Source organism: Nocardia jinanensis, assembly GCF_014645735.1.
In the GTDB taxonomy this organism is placed as follows: Bacteria; Actinomycetota; Actinomycetes; order Mycobacteriales; family Mycobacteriaceae; genus Nocardia; species Nocardia jinanensis.
In genome coordinates this window covers 519,336-535,487 of record NZ_BMMH01000001.1, presented here as the reverse complement: position 1 = coordinate 535,487, position 16,152 = coordinate 519,336, and the positions used below count along the sequence as shown (strand labels likewise).

The window sequence follows — 16,152 nt, the reverse complement described above, 5'->3', positions numbered from 1 at the left end:
CGTGGCAGATCCCGCGACGTACCGGCCGCAGCCCGGCTCGATTCCGCTAGAACCCGGTGTCTACAAGTTCCGGGACTCCTATGGCCGGGTCATCTATGTCGGCAAGGCGAAAAGTCTGCGTAATCGGCTCAACTCGTACTTCGCCGATATCGCCGCACTGCATCCGCGAACCCGTCAGATGGTCACCACCGCCGCGAGCGTCGAATGGACCGTGGTGTCCACCGAGGTGGAAGCGCTACAGCTCGAATACAACTGGATCAAGGAATTCGATCCGCGGTTCAACGTCCGCTACCGCGACGACAAGTCCTATCCGGTGCTGGCGGTCACCCTGAACGAGGAGTATCCGCGGCTGTTCGTCTACCGGGGTGCGCGGAAGAAGGGGGTCCGTTATTTCGGCCCCTACGCCCACGCCTGGGCGATCCGGGAAACCCTCGACCTGCTGCTGCGGGTTTTCCCCGCCCGCACCTGCTCGGCCGGGGTGTTCAAACGGCACAGCCAGATGGGCCGGCCGTGTCTGCTCGGCTATATCGACAAATGTTCGGCTCCGTGTGTGGGGCGGGTCTCCGCCGCCGAGCATCGGCAGATCGTCGACGATTTCTGCGATTTCCTCGCCGGTCGCACCGACCGGATGGTCAAGGATCTGGAACGCCGGATGCAGACCGCCGCCGAGGACCTCGATTTCGAGACCGCGGCCCGGCTGCGTGACGATGTGCAGGCGCTGCGCCGGGCGCTGGAGAAACAGGCCGTGGTCCTGGGCGACGGCACCGACGCCGATGTGATCGCCTTCGCCGGTGACGACCTCGAGGTCGCCGTACAGGTCTTTCATGTGCGCGACGGCCGGGTGCGCGGCCAGCGCGGCTGGGTGGTGGACAAATCCGGTGACGCCGCCGATAACCCCGAACACGGTGGTGAGCTGGCCGCGCTGGTGGAACAATTCCTCACCCAGTTCTACGGGGAGCAGGCCGCGGTGGCCGAGCAGACCGCCGGTGAGCAGCCTGCGGCGGTGGTACCGCGGGAGGTGCTCGTCCCCGAACTACCGGCCGATGCCGACGAGGTACAGCGCTGGTTGTCGACGCTGCGGGGTGCGGCGGTGCGGTTGCGGGTCCCGCAGCGGGGCGATAAGAAGGCCCTCGCCGAAACCGTGGCACGGAACGCCGAGGAAGCGCTGGTCCAGCACAAACTCCGCCGCGCCGGCGATCTGACCTCGCGGTCGGTGGCACTCCAGGACATCCAGGACGCCCTCGACCTCGATACCGCCCCGCTGCGTATCGAATGCGTGGACATCAGCCATGTGCAGGGCACCGATGTGGTGGCCTCGCTGGTGGTCTTCGAAGACGGGCTGCCCAAGAAATCCGATTACCGCCACTACGCGATCCGGGAGGCCGCCGGGGAGGGGCGCTCCGACGATGTCGCCAGTATCGCCGAGGTGACCAGGCGCCGGTTCGCCCGGCTGCGCCGTGAGCGTGACGCCACGGAAGCGGCCGATCTCGCCGGGGCGGCACCGGTGGAGGAGTTCGGTACGGCCGCGACGGGCGACGGCGTGATTCCCGAGGGTGTGGCGGCCGCGGCGGAGATCGTGACCCGGCCCGGTATCGATCCGAAGACCGGCCGGCCGCGCAAGTTCGCCTACCCGCCCAATCTCTACGTCGTCGACGGCGGCGCGCCGCAGGTCGCGGCCGCGGCGGGGGTGCTCGAGGAATTCGGCATCACCGATATCGCCGTCGTGGGCCTGGCCAAACGCCTGGAGGAGGTCTGGGTCCCCGGCGAGCCCGATCCGGTGGTGCTGCCACGCACCAGCGAGGCCCTCTACCTGCTGCAGCGGGTACGTGACGAAGCGCACCGCTTCGCCATCACCTTCCATCGCAGCAAACGGTCCCGGCGGATGACGGCCTCCGCACTGGACGCGGTACGCGGCCTCGGTGAGACCCGGCGGACCGCGCTGGTGACCCATTTCGGCTCGGTCGCGCGGCTGAAGGAGGCCACCGTCGAAGAGATCATCGAGGTCCCCGGGATCGGCCGCGCCACCGCCGAGGCGGTACTCGCGGCACTACACGCGCGATAGCGTCCGGCGCGGCGCCCGCCGCAACTGCGCGGCGACCGGCGCCGGTCACGTACGTTTGTTCCTGCGTCCCGCGGCAGTGATCGGGGCGCGACCTACAGCAAGGTGACCGAAACGCATTCCCGAACAAGATCCGGGTGGTACATGACTCGCGTCGAATCGAACAACAGTACGAAAGCGGTGCCGGGTGCCGAATCCGGCTCGGGCACCCCGGTCGAAGTCGTGATGGTGACCGGCCTGTCCGGTGCGGGGCGGGGAACGGCCGCGCGGGTACTCGAGGATCTGGGCTGGTACGTCACCGACAACCTGCCGCCGGAACTGATCGCCCGCATGGTGGAACTGGGTTCCTCCGCCGATCCGCCCATCCGGCGGCTGGCGATCGTGATGGATGTGCGCAGCCGGTTCTTCACCGGCGATATGCCGGCCGTCATCGAACAACTGCGGGCTCGGGGGGTCCCCACCCGGATCCTGTTCCTCGAGGCCTCCGACGATGTGCTGATCCGCCGGTTCGGTTTCGCCCGCCGCCGCCATCCGCTGCAGAACGACAGCGCCGACGGGACATTGTCCGCGGGAATCGCCGCCGAACGGGTGCGGCTGGCGGGTATGAAGGCCGCCGCGGATGTGGTCATCGACACCACCGAACTGTCCATCCACCAATTGCACCGGAAATTGGAGGAGGTCTACGGCGGCGGCACGCCGGCGGCGCTGCAGTTGACCGTTCAATCGTTCGGATTCAAGTACGGTGTCCCGCTGGACGCGGACATGGTGCTGGATGTCCGTTTCCTGCCCAACCCGCACTGGGTACCCGAACTTCGGCAGCACAGCGGTCAGGAAACGGTGGTCAGCGACTATGTGCTGTCGCGCCCGGGCGCCGACGACTACCTGCGGACCTGTGACCATCTGATCGAGCTGACCACCCAGGGTTATCGCCAAGAGGGGAAGCGTTACATGACGGTCGCAGTGGGCTGCACCGGCGGCAGACATCGCAGCGTCGCGATCGCCGAGGCCCTCGGCAAGATCACCGGAAGCCGGATCGACGAGGGCGCGGACGGGCCGGTGGACGCGGTACGGGTCCTGCACCGGGATCTGGGGCGCGAGTGATCAACTCGGAGACCGAACCCGCCGACCCATCCGATCCCGCGGTCGTCGCGCTCGGCGGCGGCCACGGGCTGTACGCGACCCTGTCCGCGGTCCGGCGGATCACCCGCCGGATCAGTGCGGTGGTGACGGTCGCCGACGACGGCGGCTCCTCCGGGCGGTTGCGCGCCGAACTGGGTGTACCGCCGCCCGGTGATCTCCGGATGGCGCTCGCGGCGCTCGCCGCCGACGCGAACGGTGTGCTCACCCGGACCGTGCAACACCGGTTCGGCGGTACCGGAGCCCTGGCCGGGCATTCCGTGGGCAACCTGCTGCTGGCCGGTCTCACCGAGGTGCTCGGCGACCCGGTGGCCGCGCTCGACCAGGTGGGTGAACTGCTCGGCGTCAGTGGCCGAGTGCTGCCCATGTCGAATATCCCCCTGGATATCGAAGCCGACGTATCCGGGCTGGAAGCCGATCCACGGGTGAGCCGCTGTATCCGCGGCCAGGTCGCGGTCGCCACGACACCGGGGAAGGTCCGGCGGGTGCGGCTGCTGCCCGCCGATCCACCGTCGTGCGCCGAAGCCACCGCCGCCATCGAACGGGCGGACGCGGTGATCCTCGGGCCGGGGTCCTGGTTCACCAGCGTCATACCGCATTTGCTGGTACCGGGGTTGCGGGACGCACTGGTGCACACCCGGGCGCGTAAGGTACTGATCCTGAACCTCGCCGCGCAGCCCGGTGAGACCGCGGGGTTCTCCGCCGAACGGCATCTACATGTATTGTCCCAGCACGCACCGGATTTCGCGGTTGACGAGGTACTGGTCGACTCCGGGTGTGTGCCGGAAGGGCGGGAGCGTGAGCATGTGGCCAGAGCTGCCGGTCAATTACGGGCGCGAGTAATCTTTTCCGATGTCGCCGACGCGGGAACCGACCGGCACGACTCCGGAAAGCTCGCCGCCGCACTGGATCAACTGATCCACGAGCCTCGGCCACACTTGCCGGGGCTTCGAGTCGAGGGACGGCACATGGGTCAGGATGTGCGGTCCGGGTTGGGTGGAAAGGAGCACGTCTCGTGGCGATGACAGCCGAAGTGAAAGACGAGCTGAGCCGGCTCGCCGTAACACAGGTGAGTGCGCGCAAAGCCGAACTGTCCGCCCTGCTGCGTTTCGCCGGCGGCCTCCATATCGTCGGCGGGCGGGTGATAGTCGAAGCCGAAGTCGATATGGGTTCCATCGCCCGGCGGCTACGGCGGGAGATCTTCGAACTCTACGGATACGGGTCGGATGTGCATGTGCTCAGCGCCGGTGGCCTGCGCAAATCCTCCCGCTACGTGGTCCGCGTCGCGAAAGAGGGCGAAGCCCTGGCGCGGCAGACCGGTCTGCTGGATGTGCGCGGCCGTCCGGTGCGGGGACTACCGGCACAGGTGGTCGGTGGCAGTGTCGCCGACGCGGAATCCGCGTGGCGCGGTGCCTTCCTGGCCCACGGATCCCTCACCGAACCCGGCCGCTCCTCGGCCCTGGAGGTGAGCTGCCCCGGACCCGAAGCCGCCTTGGCGCTGGTCGGCGCCGCACGGCGGCTCGGTATCTCCGCCAAGGCTCGCGAGGTGCGCGGCACCGACCGGGTCGTGGTCCGCGACGGCGAGGCCATCGGAGCCCTCCTCACCCGTATGGGCGCCCAGGACACCCGGCTCACCTGGGAAGAACGACGGATGCGACGGGAAGTCCGCGCCACCGCCAATAGGCTCGCGAACTTCGACGATGCCAACCTGCGCCGTTCGGCCCGCGCCGCGGTCGCCGCGGCGGCTCGGGTGGAGCGGGCACTGGAACTGCTGGGCGAGGACGTACCGGACCATCTGGCCGCGGCGGGGAAGCTGCGGGTGGAGCACCGGCAGGCGTCGCTCGAGGAGCTCGGGCAGCTCGCGGATCCGCCGATGACCAAGGACGCGGTGGCGGGCCGGATCCGGCGGCTGCTGTCCATGGCGGACCGGCGGGCCAAGGAACTGGGGGTGCCGGATACGGAGTCGGCGGTAACAGCGGAGCTGCTCGACGACGCGTGAGTCGGGACGGCGGATGGTGGCGGCCGATGAGGCGTTGGGCCCGCTCGGGCGCCGAAACCTGCGGTGGTCTGCTTTGCGTGCGGGCCATATGCCGACCCGGACCTCGAATGCCGACGCAACGCGCATGCGTCGAGTTTTACGAGACACCTCCAAGGGTTGAGGCCCGTCCCGCCGTTCATGCCTCGAAGCGCATGCGCGAAGCGCGAGTCTCGAGGCCTGAACGGCGGGACCGAGGGGGCCTCGACCCCGCGACGCCGCAGGCGGCGCCAAAAAACACAGCACTTGTCGGGGCGCTCCCGGCCGGGCACTAGGGTGATCAGACATCGGAACGAATCCGTTTGAAAGCTGAGGAGCGATATCGTGACTGTCCGGGTAGGCATCAACGGCTTCGGTCGTATCGGCCGTAACTTCTTCAGGGCGGTCGAGGCGCAGAAGGCGCTCGGCACCACCGACATCGAGATCGTCGCGGTCAACGACCTCACCGACAACGCGACCCTCGCCACACTGCTGAAGTACGACTCGATCCTGGGCCGGCTGCCCCAGGATGTGTCGCTCGACGGTGAGGACACCATCGTGGTGGGCGACCAGCGCATCAAGGCGCTGGCCATCAAGGAGGGCCCGGCGGCGCTGCCGTGGGGTGACCTGGGCGTGGATGTGGTGGTCGAGTCCACCGGTATCTTCACCGATGCCACCAAGGCGAAGGGGCATCTGGCCGCCGGCGCGAAGAAGGTCATCATCTCGGCCCCGGCCAAGGGCGAGGACATCACCATCGTGATGGGTGTCAACGACGACAAGTACGACGGCAGCCAGAACATCATCTCCAACGCGTCCTGCACCACCAACTGCCTGGGCCCGCTGGCGAAGGTGCTGCACGACGAGTTCGGCATCGTCAAGGGTCTGATGACCACCATCCATGCCTACACACAGGATCAGAACCTGCAGGACGGGCCGCACAAGGATCTGCGTCGTGCCCGCGCCGCCGCGGTGAACATCGTGCCCACGAGCACCGGTGCGGCCAAGGCCATCGGCCTGGTGCTGCCGGACCTCAACGGCAAGCTCGACGGTTACTCCCTGCGGGTGCCGATTCCCACCGGCTCGATCACCGACCTGACCGCTGATCTCGCCAAGAAGGCCACCGTCGAGGAGATCAACGCCGCGTTCAAGGCGGCCGCCGAGGGACCGCTGAAAGGCATCCTGAAGTACAGTGTCGACCCGATCGTGTCCAGCGATATCGTCACCGACCCGCACTCGTCGATCTTCGACGCGCCGCTCACCAAGGTCATCGATGACCAGGTGAAGGTCTACTCCTGGTACGACAACGAGTGGGGTTACTCCAACCGCCTCGCCGACCTCATCGGCCTCGTCGGCAAGTCCCTCTGAGGAACGGCGTGACTGTCAAAACTCTGGAAGATCTCCTTGCCGAGGGCGTCGAGGGACGCGGTGTGCTGGTGCGCTCCGACCTGAACGTTCCGCTGGACAACGGGCAGATCACCGATCCGGGCCGGATCGTGGCGTCGGTGCCGACCATCCGGGCGCTGGTCGAGGCCGGTGCGAAAGTGGTCGTCACCGCGCATCTCGGTCGTCCGAAGGGCGCTCAAGATCCGGGGCTGTCGCTGGCTCCGGTGGCCACCCGGCTCGCCGCCGAACTGGGCCGCAATGTGCAGCTCGCCGGTGATGTGGTGGGCCAGGACGCGCTGGCGCGGTCCGAGGGCCTGACCGACGGTGATGTGCTGCTGCTGGAGAACATCCGCTTCGATCCGCGGGAGACCAGCAAGGACGACGCCGAACGCGCGAAGCTGGCCGCCGCCCTGGTGGAGCTGGTGGGTGACGACGGCGCGTTCGTCTCCGACGGTTTCGGTGTGGTGCACCGCAAGCAGGCGTCGGTGTACGACGTGGCGAAGCTGCTTCCGCACTACGCGGGCACACTCGTCGCGGCGGAAGCCGATGTGCTGGCCCGGCTGACCGAATCCACCGACCGCCCGTACGCGGTGGTGCTCGGCGGGTCCAAGGTGTCGGACAAACTGGCGGTGATCGAGGCGCTGGCTCCCAAGGTCGACACCCTGGTCATCGGTGGCGGTATGTGCTTCACCTTCCTTGCCGCCCAGGGTCTTTCGGTCGGGTCCTCGCTGTTGCAGGAGGAGATGATCGAGACCTGCAAGAGCCTGCTGGATCGCTATGCCGATGTCATTCATCTGCCGCGCGATATCGTCGTCGCCGATTCCTTCTCCGCCGACGCGGAATCGAAGGTGGTACCGGCGCACGAGATCCCGGACGGCTGGCTGGGGCTGGACATCGGTCCCGAATCGGCGCAGCGTTTCTCGGTGCTGCTCACCGAGGCGCGCACCGTGTTCTGGAACGGCCCGATGGGCGTGTTCGAGTTCGACAAGTTCGCGGCCGGGACCCGCGGGATCGCCGAGGCCATTGCCAAGGCCACCGGTAAGGGCGCTTTCACCGTGGTCGGCGGTGGCGATTCCGCCGCGGCCGTGCGGGCGCTCGGTATCCCGGACGGCGATTTCTCGCATATCTCCACCGGCGGCGGTGCCTCGCTGGAGTACCTGGAAGGCAAGACACTGCCCGGTATCAGTGTGCTCGAAGAGTCGGAGGGTGCGTAGATGGCCCGGAAACCGCTGATCGCGGGCAACTGGAAGATGAACCTCAATCACCTCGAGGCCATCGCTCTGGTGCAGAAGATCGCGTTCGCGCTGCCCGACAAGTACTTCGACAAGGTCGATGTCACGGTGCTCCCGCCGTTCGTCGATATCCGCAGCGTGCAGACGCTGGTCGAGGGTGACAAACTGCGTGTCACCTACGGTGCGCAGGATGTGTCGGTGCACGAATCGGGCGCCTACACCGGTGAGATCAGCGCGGCGATGCTGGCGAAGCTGGGTTGCGCGTTCGCGGTGGTCGGGCATTCCGAGCGCCGCCAGTACCACAACGAGGACGACGCCACGGTGCTGGCGAAGGCCAAGCAGGCGCTGAAGCACGGCGTCACGCCGATCGTCTGCATCGGTGAGGGACTGAACGTGCGTGACGCGGGCACTCATGTCGAATACAACCTCGAACAGTTGCGGGGTTCGCTGAAGGGTCTGTCCGCCGAGGAGATCGCGAAGGTGGTGATCGCCTACGAACCCGTCTGGGCGATCGGTACCGGCAAGGTCGCGACCCCCGCCGACGCGCAGGAAGTCTGCGGCGCGATCCGCGGCGAACTGGTGCAGCTGGCAAGTGCGCAGGTGGCCGATACCGTCCGAGTGCTCTACGGCGGTTCGGTCAACGCGAAGAATGTCGGTGAGCTGACCGGGCAGACCGATATCGACGGGGCCCTGGTGGGCGGGGCGTCGCTCAAGGGCGACGAATTCGCCACGTTGTCCGCCATCGCGGCGGGCGGGCCGTTGCCCTGATCGAACGATATGCGCTGAGGCCCGCCGGTTTCCGACCGGCGGGCCTCGTCGTTTCCGGCTCGGTGAACCCGGGCTCGGTCGAGATCGCGCCATGCCGGACGAGACACCGATATCAGCTGCAAGTCCTTCCGGTGCGGGGAACGAATACGGCGTCGGTGGGTGAGGCCCCGATAAGAATCTCCGAACCTGCCTCCCCATAAGGTTTTCGGGGTTGGCGGCGGAGCGGGCTCGGGTAGTGCCGAGGCAGCAGTGTGGTGTACTCCTTTCGGGTGCGGTATGGACTACTCGGCAACGTTCAGTGCTCAACATATGCGCGATGTGTACGGAGGCGTCGGGCCGGGGCGGATGGTACACCCCGAACTCGAATCGGTCGACTGGTGCACGATGGTACGTGCGAACGCAGCGCGCAGTGTGCGAGGTTTCCGACCAGGCTGTGGCGGTATCGAGCCGATGGCGGTCCGCCGCGCGGCGGCGAGCGGGCCGGTGATTCGGGGATGAGATCCGCGGCCCGGCCCGGTCTGTGCGTTGGTCGTGGCGCCAGGTGATGAGGGGGGTGCCCGGTGACTTGCCGGATGAGTGGCTCCGGCGGATGCGGGACGGCATGGTCGAACTGCTCAGCCTGCGGACGGCGCCTCAACTGTTCGACACGTTGGGCGACCTGGCAGGTGGGGTTCGCGCGGCCCGCGGGAGCTCGGGTAGCGCCGAAGAGTACGGCCGCCGGCTTGTCGAACAAAGTCTGAGAAGGGCTGACGGAGCCGGGCGCGAGCCGAGCGGGTCGAACGGTATGTCGGCTTCCCCGTTCGGTTCTCGTCGCACGGCTGACAGTTCCGGTCCTCCGGAGGCTCAGCGCCGTTATCCCGTGGACGACTACATCGTGATGTGGGAACGCCGCCACGGCCGGGAGATGACCGCCGACGAACGGAAAGTGCTGGGCCAGGGGTGTATCGGCGTAACCAAGATTCGTCTCGGCCTGATGAAGCTCGATGCGGGACCGCCTACGAACCTGGCTTTCGCTGATCCGGATTCGCACCGTGCGATTCAGTCTGTAGAGAATATTCTGGCACCCGGGGAGATCGCGAACGCAAGGGTGAATGGCTGGCGGAAACGGCTCGGCAGAGCAGAGAGCCTGGTGGCGGAACACGGTACGGACTGGCCCTACAAAAGCAGAGAAGGAGCCGTGATAACCGGCCCCGAGTATATCGGGAATATCAAGAAAAATTTGGATATAGCGCGAGCGCAAGCGAGGGAAATATGGTCGAATATCGCCAAGGGTGACCTCGGGGATGTGCGGGAAAGTCGACGTGAGGCGAGGATAGAAAGTAATCAGCGCGCCTTCGGTAGAGTTTCGAATTATGTACAGAGATTCGAGGCGATTCTGGCCACCGGACCGGCGGATGTCGGCGACTTCATGCGTCTGGTGAAAGCGGACCCGGAGCTTTCCCGGTTACGAGACATCGATCAGCACTTGCCGTCCGGCAATCCCACAGAATGGAAGACGGAAATATTTTCGAAGCAGTTCTGGTCCGGTCAAGAAATAGTACGAGACAGAAAAGGTAACCCTGTGGTCAAGGCGGGAGTAACCGGTGTCAGGGCCACACAAACCCCCGATCCCACTCTCTTCGAGCCGAACCCTGCAACGGGTCAGGTGGACATGTCGGGAGACTACAACTGCGGCAAGCCCGGATATGGAAACTTCGATTACGCGCTGTACGATGAACCGACCGGTAGCTGGTGGAATGCCAATCATGGAGATTGGAGAATTTATCCGGAATTCGGGAACCCCTCCACTGCTCCGATGGAGGTGCATCAGAACACTCCGGAAAAGTTTTTCGCCGGCCGCCCCGATTTCGACAGCGCGGTGATCTGTATTGCCTTTACCAAAGTGGTTCAGTGACCGGAGGCGGTGGCGGAACCTGCATCTTCCGCTGGGCGGCTGTGGTTCGGCCCTGGTTAGGATGTGAGCATGGACCTCGCCGACTACGTCGACGACACAGCGACCCTGTTCGGGATCGCCGAGAACGCCGCCCACGGCGCGGCCCTTCGTTGCGGCGCCGATACCCATGTATATATCGACGGTGTCTCCGAATGGGACGACGGTGAACAGTACGCCGCCTTCGAGGTGACCGGAACCCTCGTCGAGGAAGGCGGTGATGTCGATCTGCAGACGGGTGAGGGCGCTGTCGTGCACGGTATCGGCAGGCGCTATGTAATGAAGAACGCTACGTGGGAGCGCATCTCGTAATCGCTCGCGGCGAGTATCCACGATCGGCGGGCGTGTGCACCACGCAGATCGGTAGTTCCAGCTCGCCCTGCCCGGTCACCGCTGTGGAGGGCTACCCGGCGCGCAGAGTCAGACCGTGGCCGTCCGGGTTGCGCAGGGTGAGGGTGTCGGCGTCGACAGTGGCCCGGGCCGTACCATCCAAGACGGCCAGTATCGCCTGTTCGACCTCCATGATCTCGGGTGTGCACATCATTCGCGTGGTAGCCGCGCTGAACGCGATATCGGTACCCGGCGCGGTATCGGTTACCACGGCCCGTCCGGTGATGCGATTGCATCCCGCGAAGCCGGTGAGCGAATCGTCGGCGCCGATGGTCAGGGTCGGCCGCACCTGGTCTACGGTCTGCGAGGAGATTCGGGCGTCCGGGGTGAGCAGAGAGGTCACCACCCATTCGGTGCCGCGGATCGGGCGGTCCGGTTGCAGCACCTTTTTGTCGGTGAGGACGACGGTGGTGCCCTTTCCGGTCAGCGTCAGCCGATCCTGATCGAGCTGCCAGGTCGGGTCCGCGCGCAGCAGGTCGTCGACCCAGGCATCGGAGCCGGCCCGGTCGCCCGGACATCCGACCAGCGTGCTCGCGAGATCGGAGACGTGCAGGAGGTGGTCGCGTAGATCCACCGCACCGCTGTGGGCATTGCACCCGGCCTCCGCCGAGATCCGGTCGTCGGCGAAGGTGAGGGTGAGCGGACCGCCGCCTGGAATGGGTGCGCCGGTGACCTCGGTGGATATATAGGTGTGGCCCATGGGAGTGGGTTCGGGTGCGGTCAGCGCCTGCTCGTTGTCCGAACACGCTGTCGCGGCGAGTACGAGTAGTGACAGTGCCGCACCGATTCGGAGCGCTGGTCCCGGCATGACGGCGATGCTACCCGGCGCTCGGCCCGATCCCGTGCGGCGAAACCGGCCCGCTGCTCGAATCTCGCTGATTACAACGCTTCCTGCCAGGGCCGTTGTCCTCATATCCTCGCTCGGCGATCGACGCGGTAGCGAAGGGAACACGATGTCACTACTGGGAACGGGGCCGGCGCCCACCCGCACGGACGATCGCGCCGCGACGGCCGACGGTGGGCTCAGCGCCGCCGACACTCGCAAGGCGGTCGCGGCGAGCCTGATCGGTACCACCGTCGAGTGGTACGACTTCTTCCTCTACGCCACCGCGGCGAGCCTGGTCTTCGACAAACTCTTCTTCCCGAACAACAGCGCGTTCGTCGGAACCATGCTGTCGTTCGCGACCTTCGCTGTCGGTTTCCTGATGCGGCCGATCGGCGGTCTCGTCTTCGGGCATATCGGCGACCGGATCGGTCGGAAACGAACGCTGGCACTGACAATGGCGATCATGGGTGGTTCTACCGCCCTGATGGGTGTGCTGCCCACCGCCGCCGCGATCGGTGTCGCGGCACCGATCCTGCTCCTGCTGCTGCGGATGCTGCAGGGTTTCGCGCTCGGCGGTGAATGGGCCGGTGCGGTGCTATTGGCCGTCGAGCACAGTCCACGCAAGAAAGTCGGATTGTTCGGCAGCTATCCGCAGGTAGGGCTGGCTCTCGGTCTCGCGCTGGGCACCGGCGTATTCGCGCTGCTGCGGACGACGCTGAGCGAATCGGCGTTCCTCGACTACGGATGGCGGATCGCGTTCGGCGCCAGCCTGGTGCTGGTGGTGATCGGGTTGGTGGTACGCCTCACGATCGACGAGACGCCCGCGTTCCGGGAGGTGGACCGGCTCAACCGGATATCGAAAGTGCCCGTGGTCGAGTTGTTCCGCAACGCCCGCGCCCGGCGTAACACTGCGCTCGGTCTGCTCTCGCGCTGGGGTGAGGGCACGGCGTTCAACACCTGGGGTGTTTTCGCGATCACGTTCGCCACCGGGCAGCTCGGTTTCGAACAGGTCCCGGTGCTGGTGGCGGTCACCGTCGCCGCGCTGGTGATGGCGGCGCTCATCCCGGTCTCCGGCCTGCTCGCCGATCGGTTCGGGCCGCGCCGGGTCTACATCGCCGGCATCGCGGCATACGGAGTGCTGGTGTATCCAGTGTTCGCGCTTTTCGGAACCGGGAACATCGTGGTGTTCACCCTCGCGATCATCGCGGTGTTCGGGGTGGCGCACGCGCTGTTCTACGGGGCGCAGGGCACGTTGTACGCGGGGCTGTTCCCGGCCGAGGTCCGATACACCGGTCTGTCGTTCGTCTATCAGTTCTCCGGGATCTACGCCTCGGGCCTCACGCCGATGATCGTCACCGCCCTGATCGCGGTGGGTGGTTCGACACCGTGGCTGGCCTGCGGGTACCTCGTGGCCACCGCGGTGGTCAGCGTGATCGCGACGCTGTTCATCAGCGAAGACGACCGGCTCACCGCCTGATCGTGGGGCACCCCGGATCACTGCCGCGCAGCGCACCGGGACGGCGGGTCCGCTCGCATCATCCCCGAGACGCGGCGGACCGGGCTCGTGGCCTGCCCGGAATCGGTCACGGGCTCCTCCTCGCCCGGCGGACCGGTCAGAGCGCGACGCTATGCTCTCCCGAGTGACCTCAGCCGCATCGAAACCTGTTTCCACTTGGGCGCCGTTGCGGTTGCGGGTCTATCGCGCGCTGTGGATCGCGCAGCTGGTCTCCAATCTGGGCACCTGGATGCAGATGGTCGGGGCGCAATGGGTGCTGGTCGACGGACCCAATGCCGCCGCGCTGGTCTCCTTTGTACAGACCGCGACGACACTGCCGGTGATGATTCTGGCCATCCCATCCGGTGTGCTGGCCGATCTGCTCGATCGCCGGCGCCTGTTGCTGGGTGCCCAATCCACGATGGCGGTGCTGGCGATCACCCTGGCGGTGTCCACTGCCACCGGGCACACCACACCTTCGGTACTGCTCACCCTGCTGTTCCTGCTCGGCTGCGGTCAGGCGGTGGTCGGACCGGCCTGGCAGGCCATCCAACCCGAGCTGGTGCCCCGCGACCAGATTCCCTCGGCCGCCGCGCTCGGCAGTATGAACATGAATATCGGCCGGGCGGTGGGACCGGCCATCGCCGGTGTGCTCGTCGCGCTGTCCGGTCCGGCGCTGGTGTTCGCGCTGAACGCCGTCTCGTTCGCCGCCATCGTCGGGGCGCTGCTGTTCTGGCAGCGGCCGCGGGTGACCAGGGAACTGCCCAGTGAACGCCCGCTCGCGGCGTTGCAGGCGGGAACCCGTTTCATCAAATCCGCGCCCGCGATCCGTCGTGTGCTGCTGCGTACAGCCTTGTTCGTGGCGCCCGCCAGCGCGCTGTGGGCATTGCTGCCGGTGATCGCCCGCAACCAGTTGGGGCTGGGTTCGTCCGGTTACGGCCTCATGCTCGGCGCGCTCGGCGTGGGTGCGGTGCTCGGCGCGCTGGGCCTGGCCCGGGTGCGGGCACTGCTCACCCCCACCCAGCAGGTCGCCGTCGCCGCGGTGGTATTCGGTATCGCCTGCTGCGGCACCGCGCTGCTCCGAGTGGAGGCGCTCGTCCTGCTCCTGCTGGTCTTCGCGGGTGCGTCGTGGCTGTTGACCCTGTCCACCATGAACGCGACCATGCAGTTGCTGCTGCCCGGCTGGGTGCGGGCCCGGGGATTGTCGGTGTACCTGCTGGTGTTCATGGCCGGACAGGCGATCGGGTCGGTGGTGTGGGGCTTGGTCGCGGGCGCCTACAGCGCGGTCACCGCACTCCTGGTGGCGGCGGCAGGCCTGGGCCTGTGCGCGCTCAGTACCCTCTGGCTGCCGCTGCGGCAGTTCGCGCCCGGCTTCGATCTGACACCGCACGCGTACTGGCCGGAACCGCAGGTGGTCGTGGAACCCGACCCCGACGACGGCCCGGTGCTGGTGCTGAAGGACTACGACGTGCCCGCGGACAAGGTGCCGGAGTTCCTGTCGGCGATGAGCTTCGTGGGCCGGTCACGGCAGCGGACCGGTGCGATGGAATGGCGGGTGTACCGCGACGTGGGCAGTACCGAGCGCTATGTGGAGGCGTTCGTGGTGCGCTCCTGGTCCGAGCATATGCAGCAGCACAAGGTGCGGTTGACCGCCCAGGATCTGATGCGCGAACGGGCGGTATCGGAATTCGCGCACGATGAGACACTCACCCATCTGGTGTCGGTGAAACCACAGGCATAGGACTGCGAATGGGCTTTGCCCGGTACCACCCTCTAGACTGTCCGGCATGCGGATGTTCCTGGATATCCTCCTGATCGTCACCAGCCTGCTGCTGGTGCTGCTCGTGCTGCTGCACCGGGCCAAGGGCGGAGGTCTGTCCAGCCTGTTCGGTGGTGGGATGCAGTCGAGCCTGTCGGGGTCGACGGTTGCCGAGAAGAACCTCAACCGCATCACCATCTTCACCGGCCTGGTCTGGTTCATCGCGATCCTGGGGATCGGGCTGGAGATCAAATTCGCCTGACCCGCCGTGGTCAGTCGTGGCGGGGAATTCTTCCGTCCACATCGGTGAATCCGTAGTCGCCGGCCAGATCGGCGACCTTCCAGGCCTGCCCGGACCGTTTCCTGCGTTCGGGGTCGGCCGCGAGCGCCACCACCGCGCGACCCGCGAACCGGGGGCTCTCCGCCTGATTCAGGTCGAAACTGCCCTCTCCGGGAAGAGTCACGACCCGGTTGCCGTCCGCGTCGGCGGGCACCATCTGCAGTAGTTCGGTGTCGACGATGCCCGGCCAGATGGAGACCACGGTCACCTCGGTATCGGCCAGGTCGTGCGCGAAATCCGCGGTCATCCGGTCGAGCGCGGTCTTGGCGATCCCGTACACCGCGTTGTGCATATACCGCTGAGAACCGGGCGAGGAGACGTTGACGATCAGCCCGTCGCCTTTGAGCAGCAGCGGCGCGGCGCGCACGGCGGCCGCGTAGTGCGAGCGGACACCGATCTCGAAGGTTTCGTCCCACGCCTCGGGCGGCACCTCCCAGAACTTGCGGCCGAGCCAGCGGGCCGCGGCGGGGGAGTTGTAGACATTGTTCACCAGGATGTCGAGCCGGTCTCGCTCGGCGCCGATCTGTTCGAAGAGCGCCGTGGTGGCGTCATCGTCGCGGTGATCGCAGACGACCGGTACGCCGGTGCCGCCGAGTTCGTCGATCCGCGCGGCCGTTTCGGCCACGGTGCCCGGGAGCCGGCTCGGCTTCTCCGACCTTCCGGTGACGTAGACGGTCGCGCCGGCGGCGCCCAGTTCCAGGGCGATACCTTTGCCGATCCCGCGACTCGCGCCGGTGACCACCGCTATCCGGTTTTTCAGGGGGTGTGGTATTCCGCTCACAGTCCCGGGACGTTACCTTGAAACTGTAACGCGTTCTA

The 16,152-nt window shown here is 66.7% G+C and carries 14 protein-coding genes; 12 read left to right on the top strand and 2 right to left on the bottom strand.

Annotated features, from left to right (window positions below; genetic code table 11):
- The first annotated feature begins 1 nt into the window (after position 1).
- The 9 genes from uvrC (at position 2) to IEY68_RS02395 (ending at position 10,835) form a co-directional block, all read left to right on the top strand.
- Entirely contained in the window at positions 2–2,062 is a 2,061-nt protein-coding gene (gene uvrC, locus IEY68_RS02435; RefSeq protein WP_062995826.1) for an excinuclease ABC subunit UvrC, read from the top strand.
- 222 nt (positions 2,063–2,284) lie between these two features.
- The gene (gene rapZ / locus IEY68_RS02430) at positions 2,285–3,160 is read left to right on the top strand and encodes an RNase adapter RapZ (RefSeq protein WP_062995824.1); all 876 of its coding nucleotides are present in this window, start codon (positions 2,285–2,287) and stop codon (positions 3,158–3,160) included.
- Positions 3,160–4,221, top strand: coding sequence for a gluconeogenesis factor YvcK family protein (locus IEY68_RS02425; RefSeq protein ID WP_062995821.1), 1,062 nt, complete (start codon positions 3,160–3,162; stop codon positions 4,219–4,221). The genes rapZ and IEY68_RS02425 overlap by 1 nt, the downstream gene beginning before the upstream one ends.
- The gene (gene whiA / locus IEY68_RS02420; protein ID WP_189093978.1) at positions 4,218–5,195 is read left to right on the top strand and encodes a DNA-binding protein WhiA; all 978 of its coding nucleotides are present in this window, start codon (positions 4,218–4,220) and stop codon (positions 5,193–5,195) included. Before IEY68_RS02425 ends, whiA begins: the two co-directional genes overlap by 4 nt.
- 360 nt (positions 5,196–5,555) lie before the next feature.
- A complete protein-coding gene (gene gap / locus IEY68_RS02415; protein ID WP_062995788.1) occupies positions 5,556–6,575 on the top strand; it encodes a type I glyceraldehyde-3-phosphate dehydrogenase in 1,020 nt (339 codons plus the stop codon).
- An 8-nt stretch (positions 6,576–6,583) separates the two neighbouring features.
- Complete coding sequence (locus IEY68_RS02410) at positions 6,584–7,807, top strand: phosphoglycerate kinase (protein ID WP_062995786.1); 1,224 nt, start codon at positions 6,584–6,586, stop codon at positions 7,805–7,807.
- Entirely contained in the window at positions 7,808–8,593 is a 786-nt protein-coding gene (gene tpiA, locus IEY68_RS02405) for a triose-phosphate isomerase (RefSeq protein ID WP_062995784.1), read from the top strand. It begins immediately after the preceding gene.
- Between the two features lie 601 nt (positions 8,594–9,194).
- Complete coding sequence (locus IEY68_RS02400) at positions 9,195–10,487, top strand: hypothetical protein (protein ID WP_189093977.1); 1,293 nt, start codon at positions 9,195–9,197, stop codon at positions 10,485–10,487.
- Between the two features lie 69 nt (positions 10,488–10,556).
- Positions 10,557–10,835, top strand: coding sequence for a hypothetical protein (locus IEY68_RS02395; RefSeq protein ID WP_062995778.1), 279 nt, complete (start codon positions 10,557–10,559; stop codon positions 10,833–10,835).
- Between the two features lie 91 nt (positions 10,836–10,926).
- On the opposite strand, the gene IEY68_RS02390 is transcribed toward IEY68_RS02395, so the two are convergent.
- On the bottom strand, positions 10,927–11,721 hold the full coding sequence (locus tag IEY68_RS02390) for an META domain-containing protein (protein WP_062995776.1): 795 nt from the start codon (positions 11,719–11,721) through the stop codon (positions 10,927–10,929).
- A gap of 145 nt (positions 11,722–11,866) precedes the next feature.
- Between IEY68_RS02390 and IEY68_RS02385 the strand changes: the two genes are divergently transcribed.
- From IEY68_RS02385 to secG, 3 genes are all read left to right on the top strand, one after another.
- Positions 11,867–13,216, top strand: coding sequence for an MFS transporter (locus IEY68_RS02385; RefSeq protein ID WP_189093976.1), 1,350 nt, complete (start codon positions 11,867–11,869; stop codon positions 13,214–13,216).
- Between the two features lie 151 nt (positions 13,217–13,367).
- Positions 13,368–14,975 carry an MFS transporter gene (locus IEY68_RS02380; protein ID WP_189093975.1) on the top strand — a complete coding sequence of 536 codons (1,608 nt, stop codon included), beginning with the start codon at positions 13,368–13,370 and terminating at the stop codon, positions 14,973–14,975.
- 46 nt (positions 14,976–15,021) lie between these two features.
- Positions 15,022–15,255, top strand: a complete 234-nt coding sequence (secG, locus tag IEY68_RS02375; RefSeq protein WP_062995774.1) for a preprotein translocase subunit SecG — start codon at positions 15,022–15,024, stop codon at positions 15,253–15,255.
- 10 nt (positions 15,256–15,265) lie between these two features.
- On the opposite strand, the gene IEY68_RS02370 is transcribed toward secG, so the two are convergent.
- Positions 15,266–16,114 (bottom strand): SDR family NAD(P)-dependent oxidoreductase, encoded by an 849-nt coding sequence (locus IEY68_RS02370; RefSeq protein ID WP_062995772.1) that lies wholly within the window; start codon positions 16,112–16,114, stop codon positions 15,266–15,268.
- Positions 16,115–16,152: the final 38 nt, after the last annotated feature.

Coding starts and splice junctions, on each gene's coding strand:
- rapZ (WP_062995824.1), top strand. CDS start 2,285: ATGGTGACCGGCCTGTCCGGTGCGGGGCGGGGAACGGCCGCGCGGGTA.
- whiA (WP_189093978.1), top strand. CDS start 4,218: ATGACAGCCGAAGTGAAAGACGAGCTGAGCCGGCTCGCCGTAACACAG.
- tpiA (WP_062995784.1), top strand. CDS start 7,808: ATGGCCCGGAAACCGCTGATCGCGGGCAACTGGAAGATGAACCTCAAT.
- IEY68_RS02400 (WP_189093977.1), top strand. CDS start 9,195: ATGGTCGAACTGCTCAGCCTGCGGACGGCGCCTCAACTGTTCGACACG.
- IEY68_RS02395 (WP_062995778.1), top strand. CDS start 10,557: ATGGACCTCGCCGACTACGTCGACGACACAGCGACCCTGTTCGGGATC.
- IEY68_RS02390 (WP_062995776.1), bottom strand. CDS start 11,721: ATGCCGGGACCAGCGCTCCGAATCGGTGCGGCACTGTCACTACTCGTA.
- IEY68_RS02385 (WP_189093976.1), top strand. CDS start 11,867: ATGTCACTACTGGGAACGGGGCCGGCGCCCACCCGCACGGACGATCGC.
- IEY68_RS02380 (WP_189093975.1), top strand. CDS start 13,368: ATGCTCTCCCGAGTGACCTCAGCCGCATCGAAACCTGTTTCCACTTGG.
- secG (WP_062995774.1), top strand. CDS start 15,022: ATGCGGATGTTCCTGGATATCCTCCTGATCGTCACCAGCCTGCTGCTG.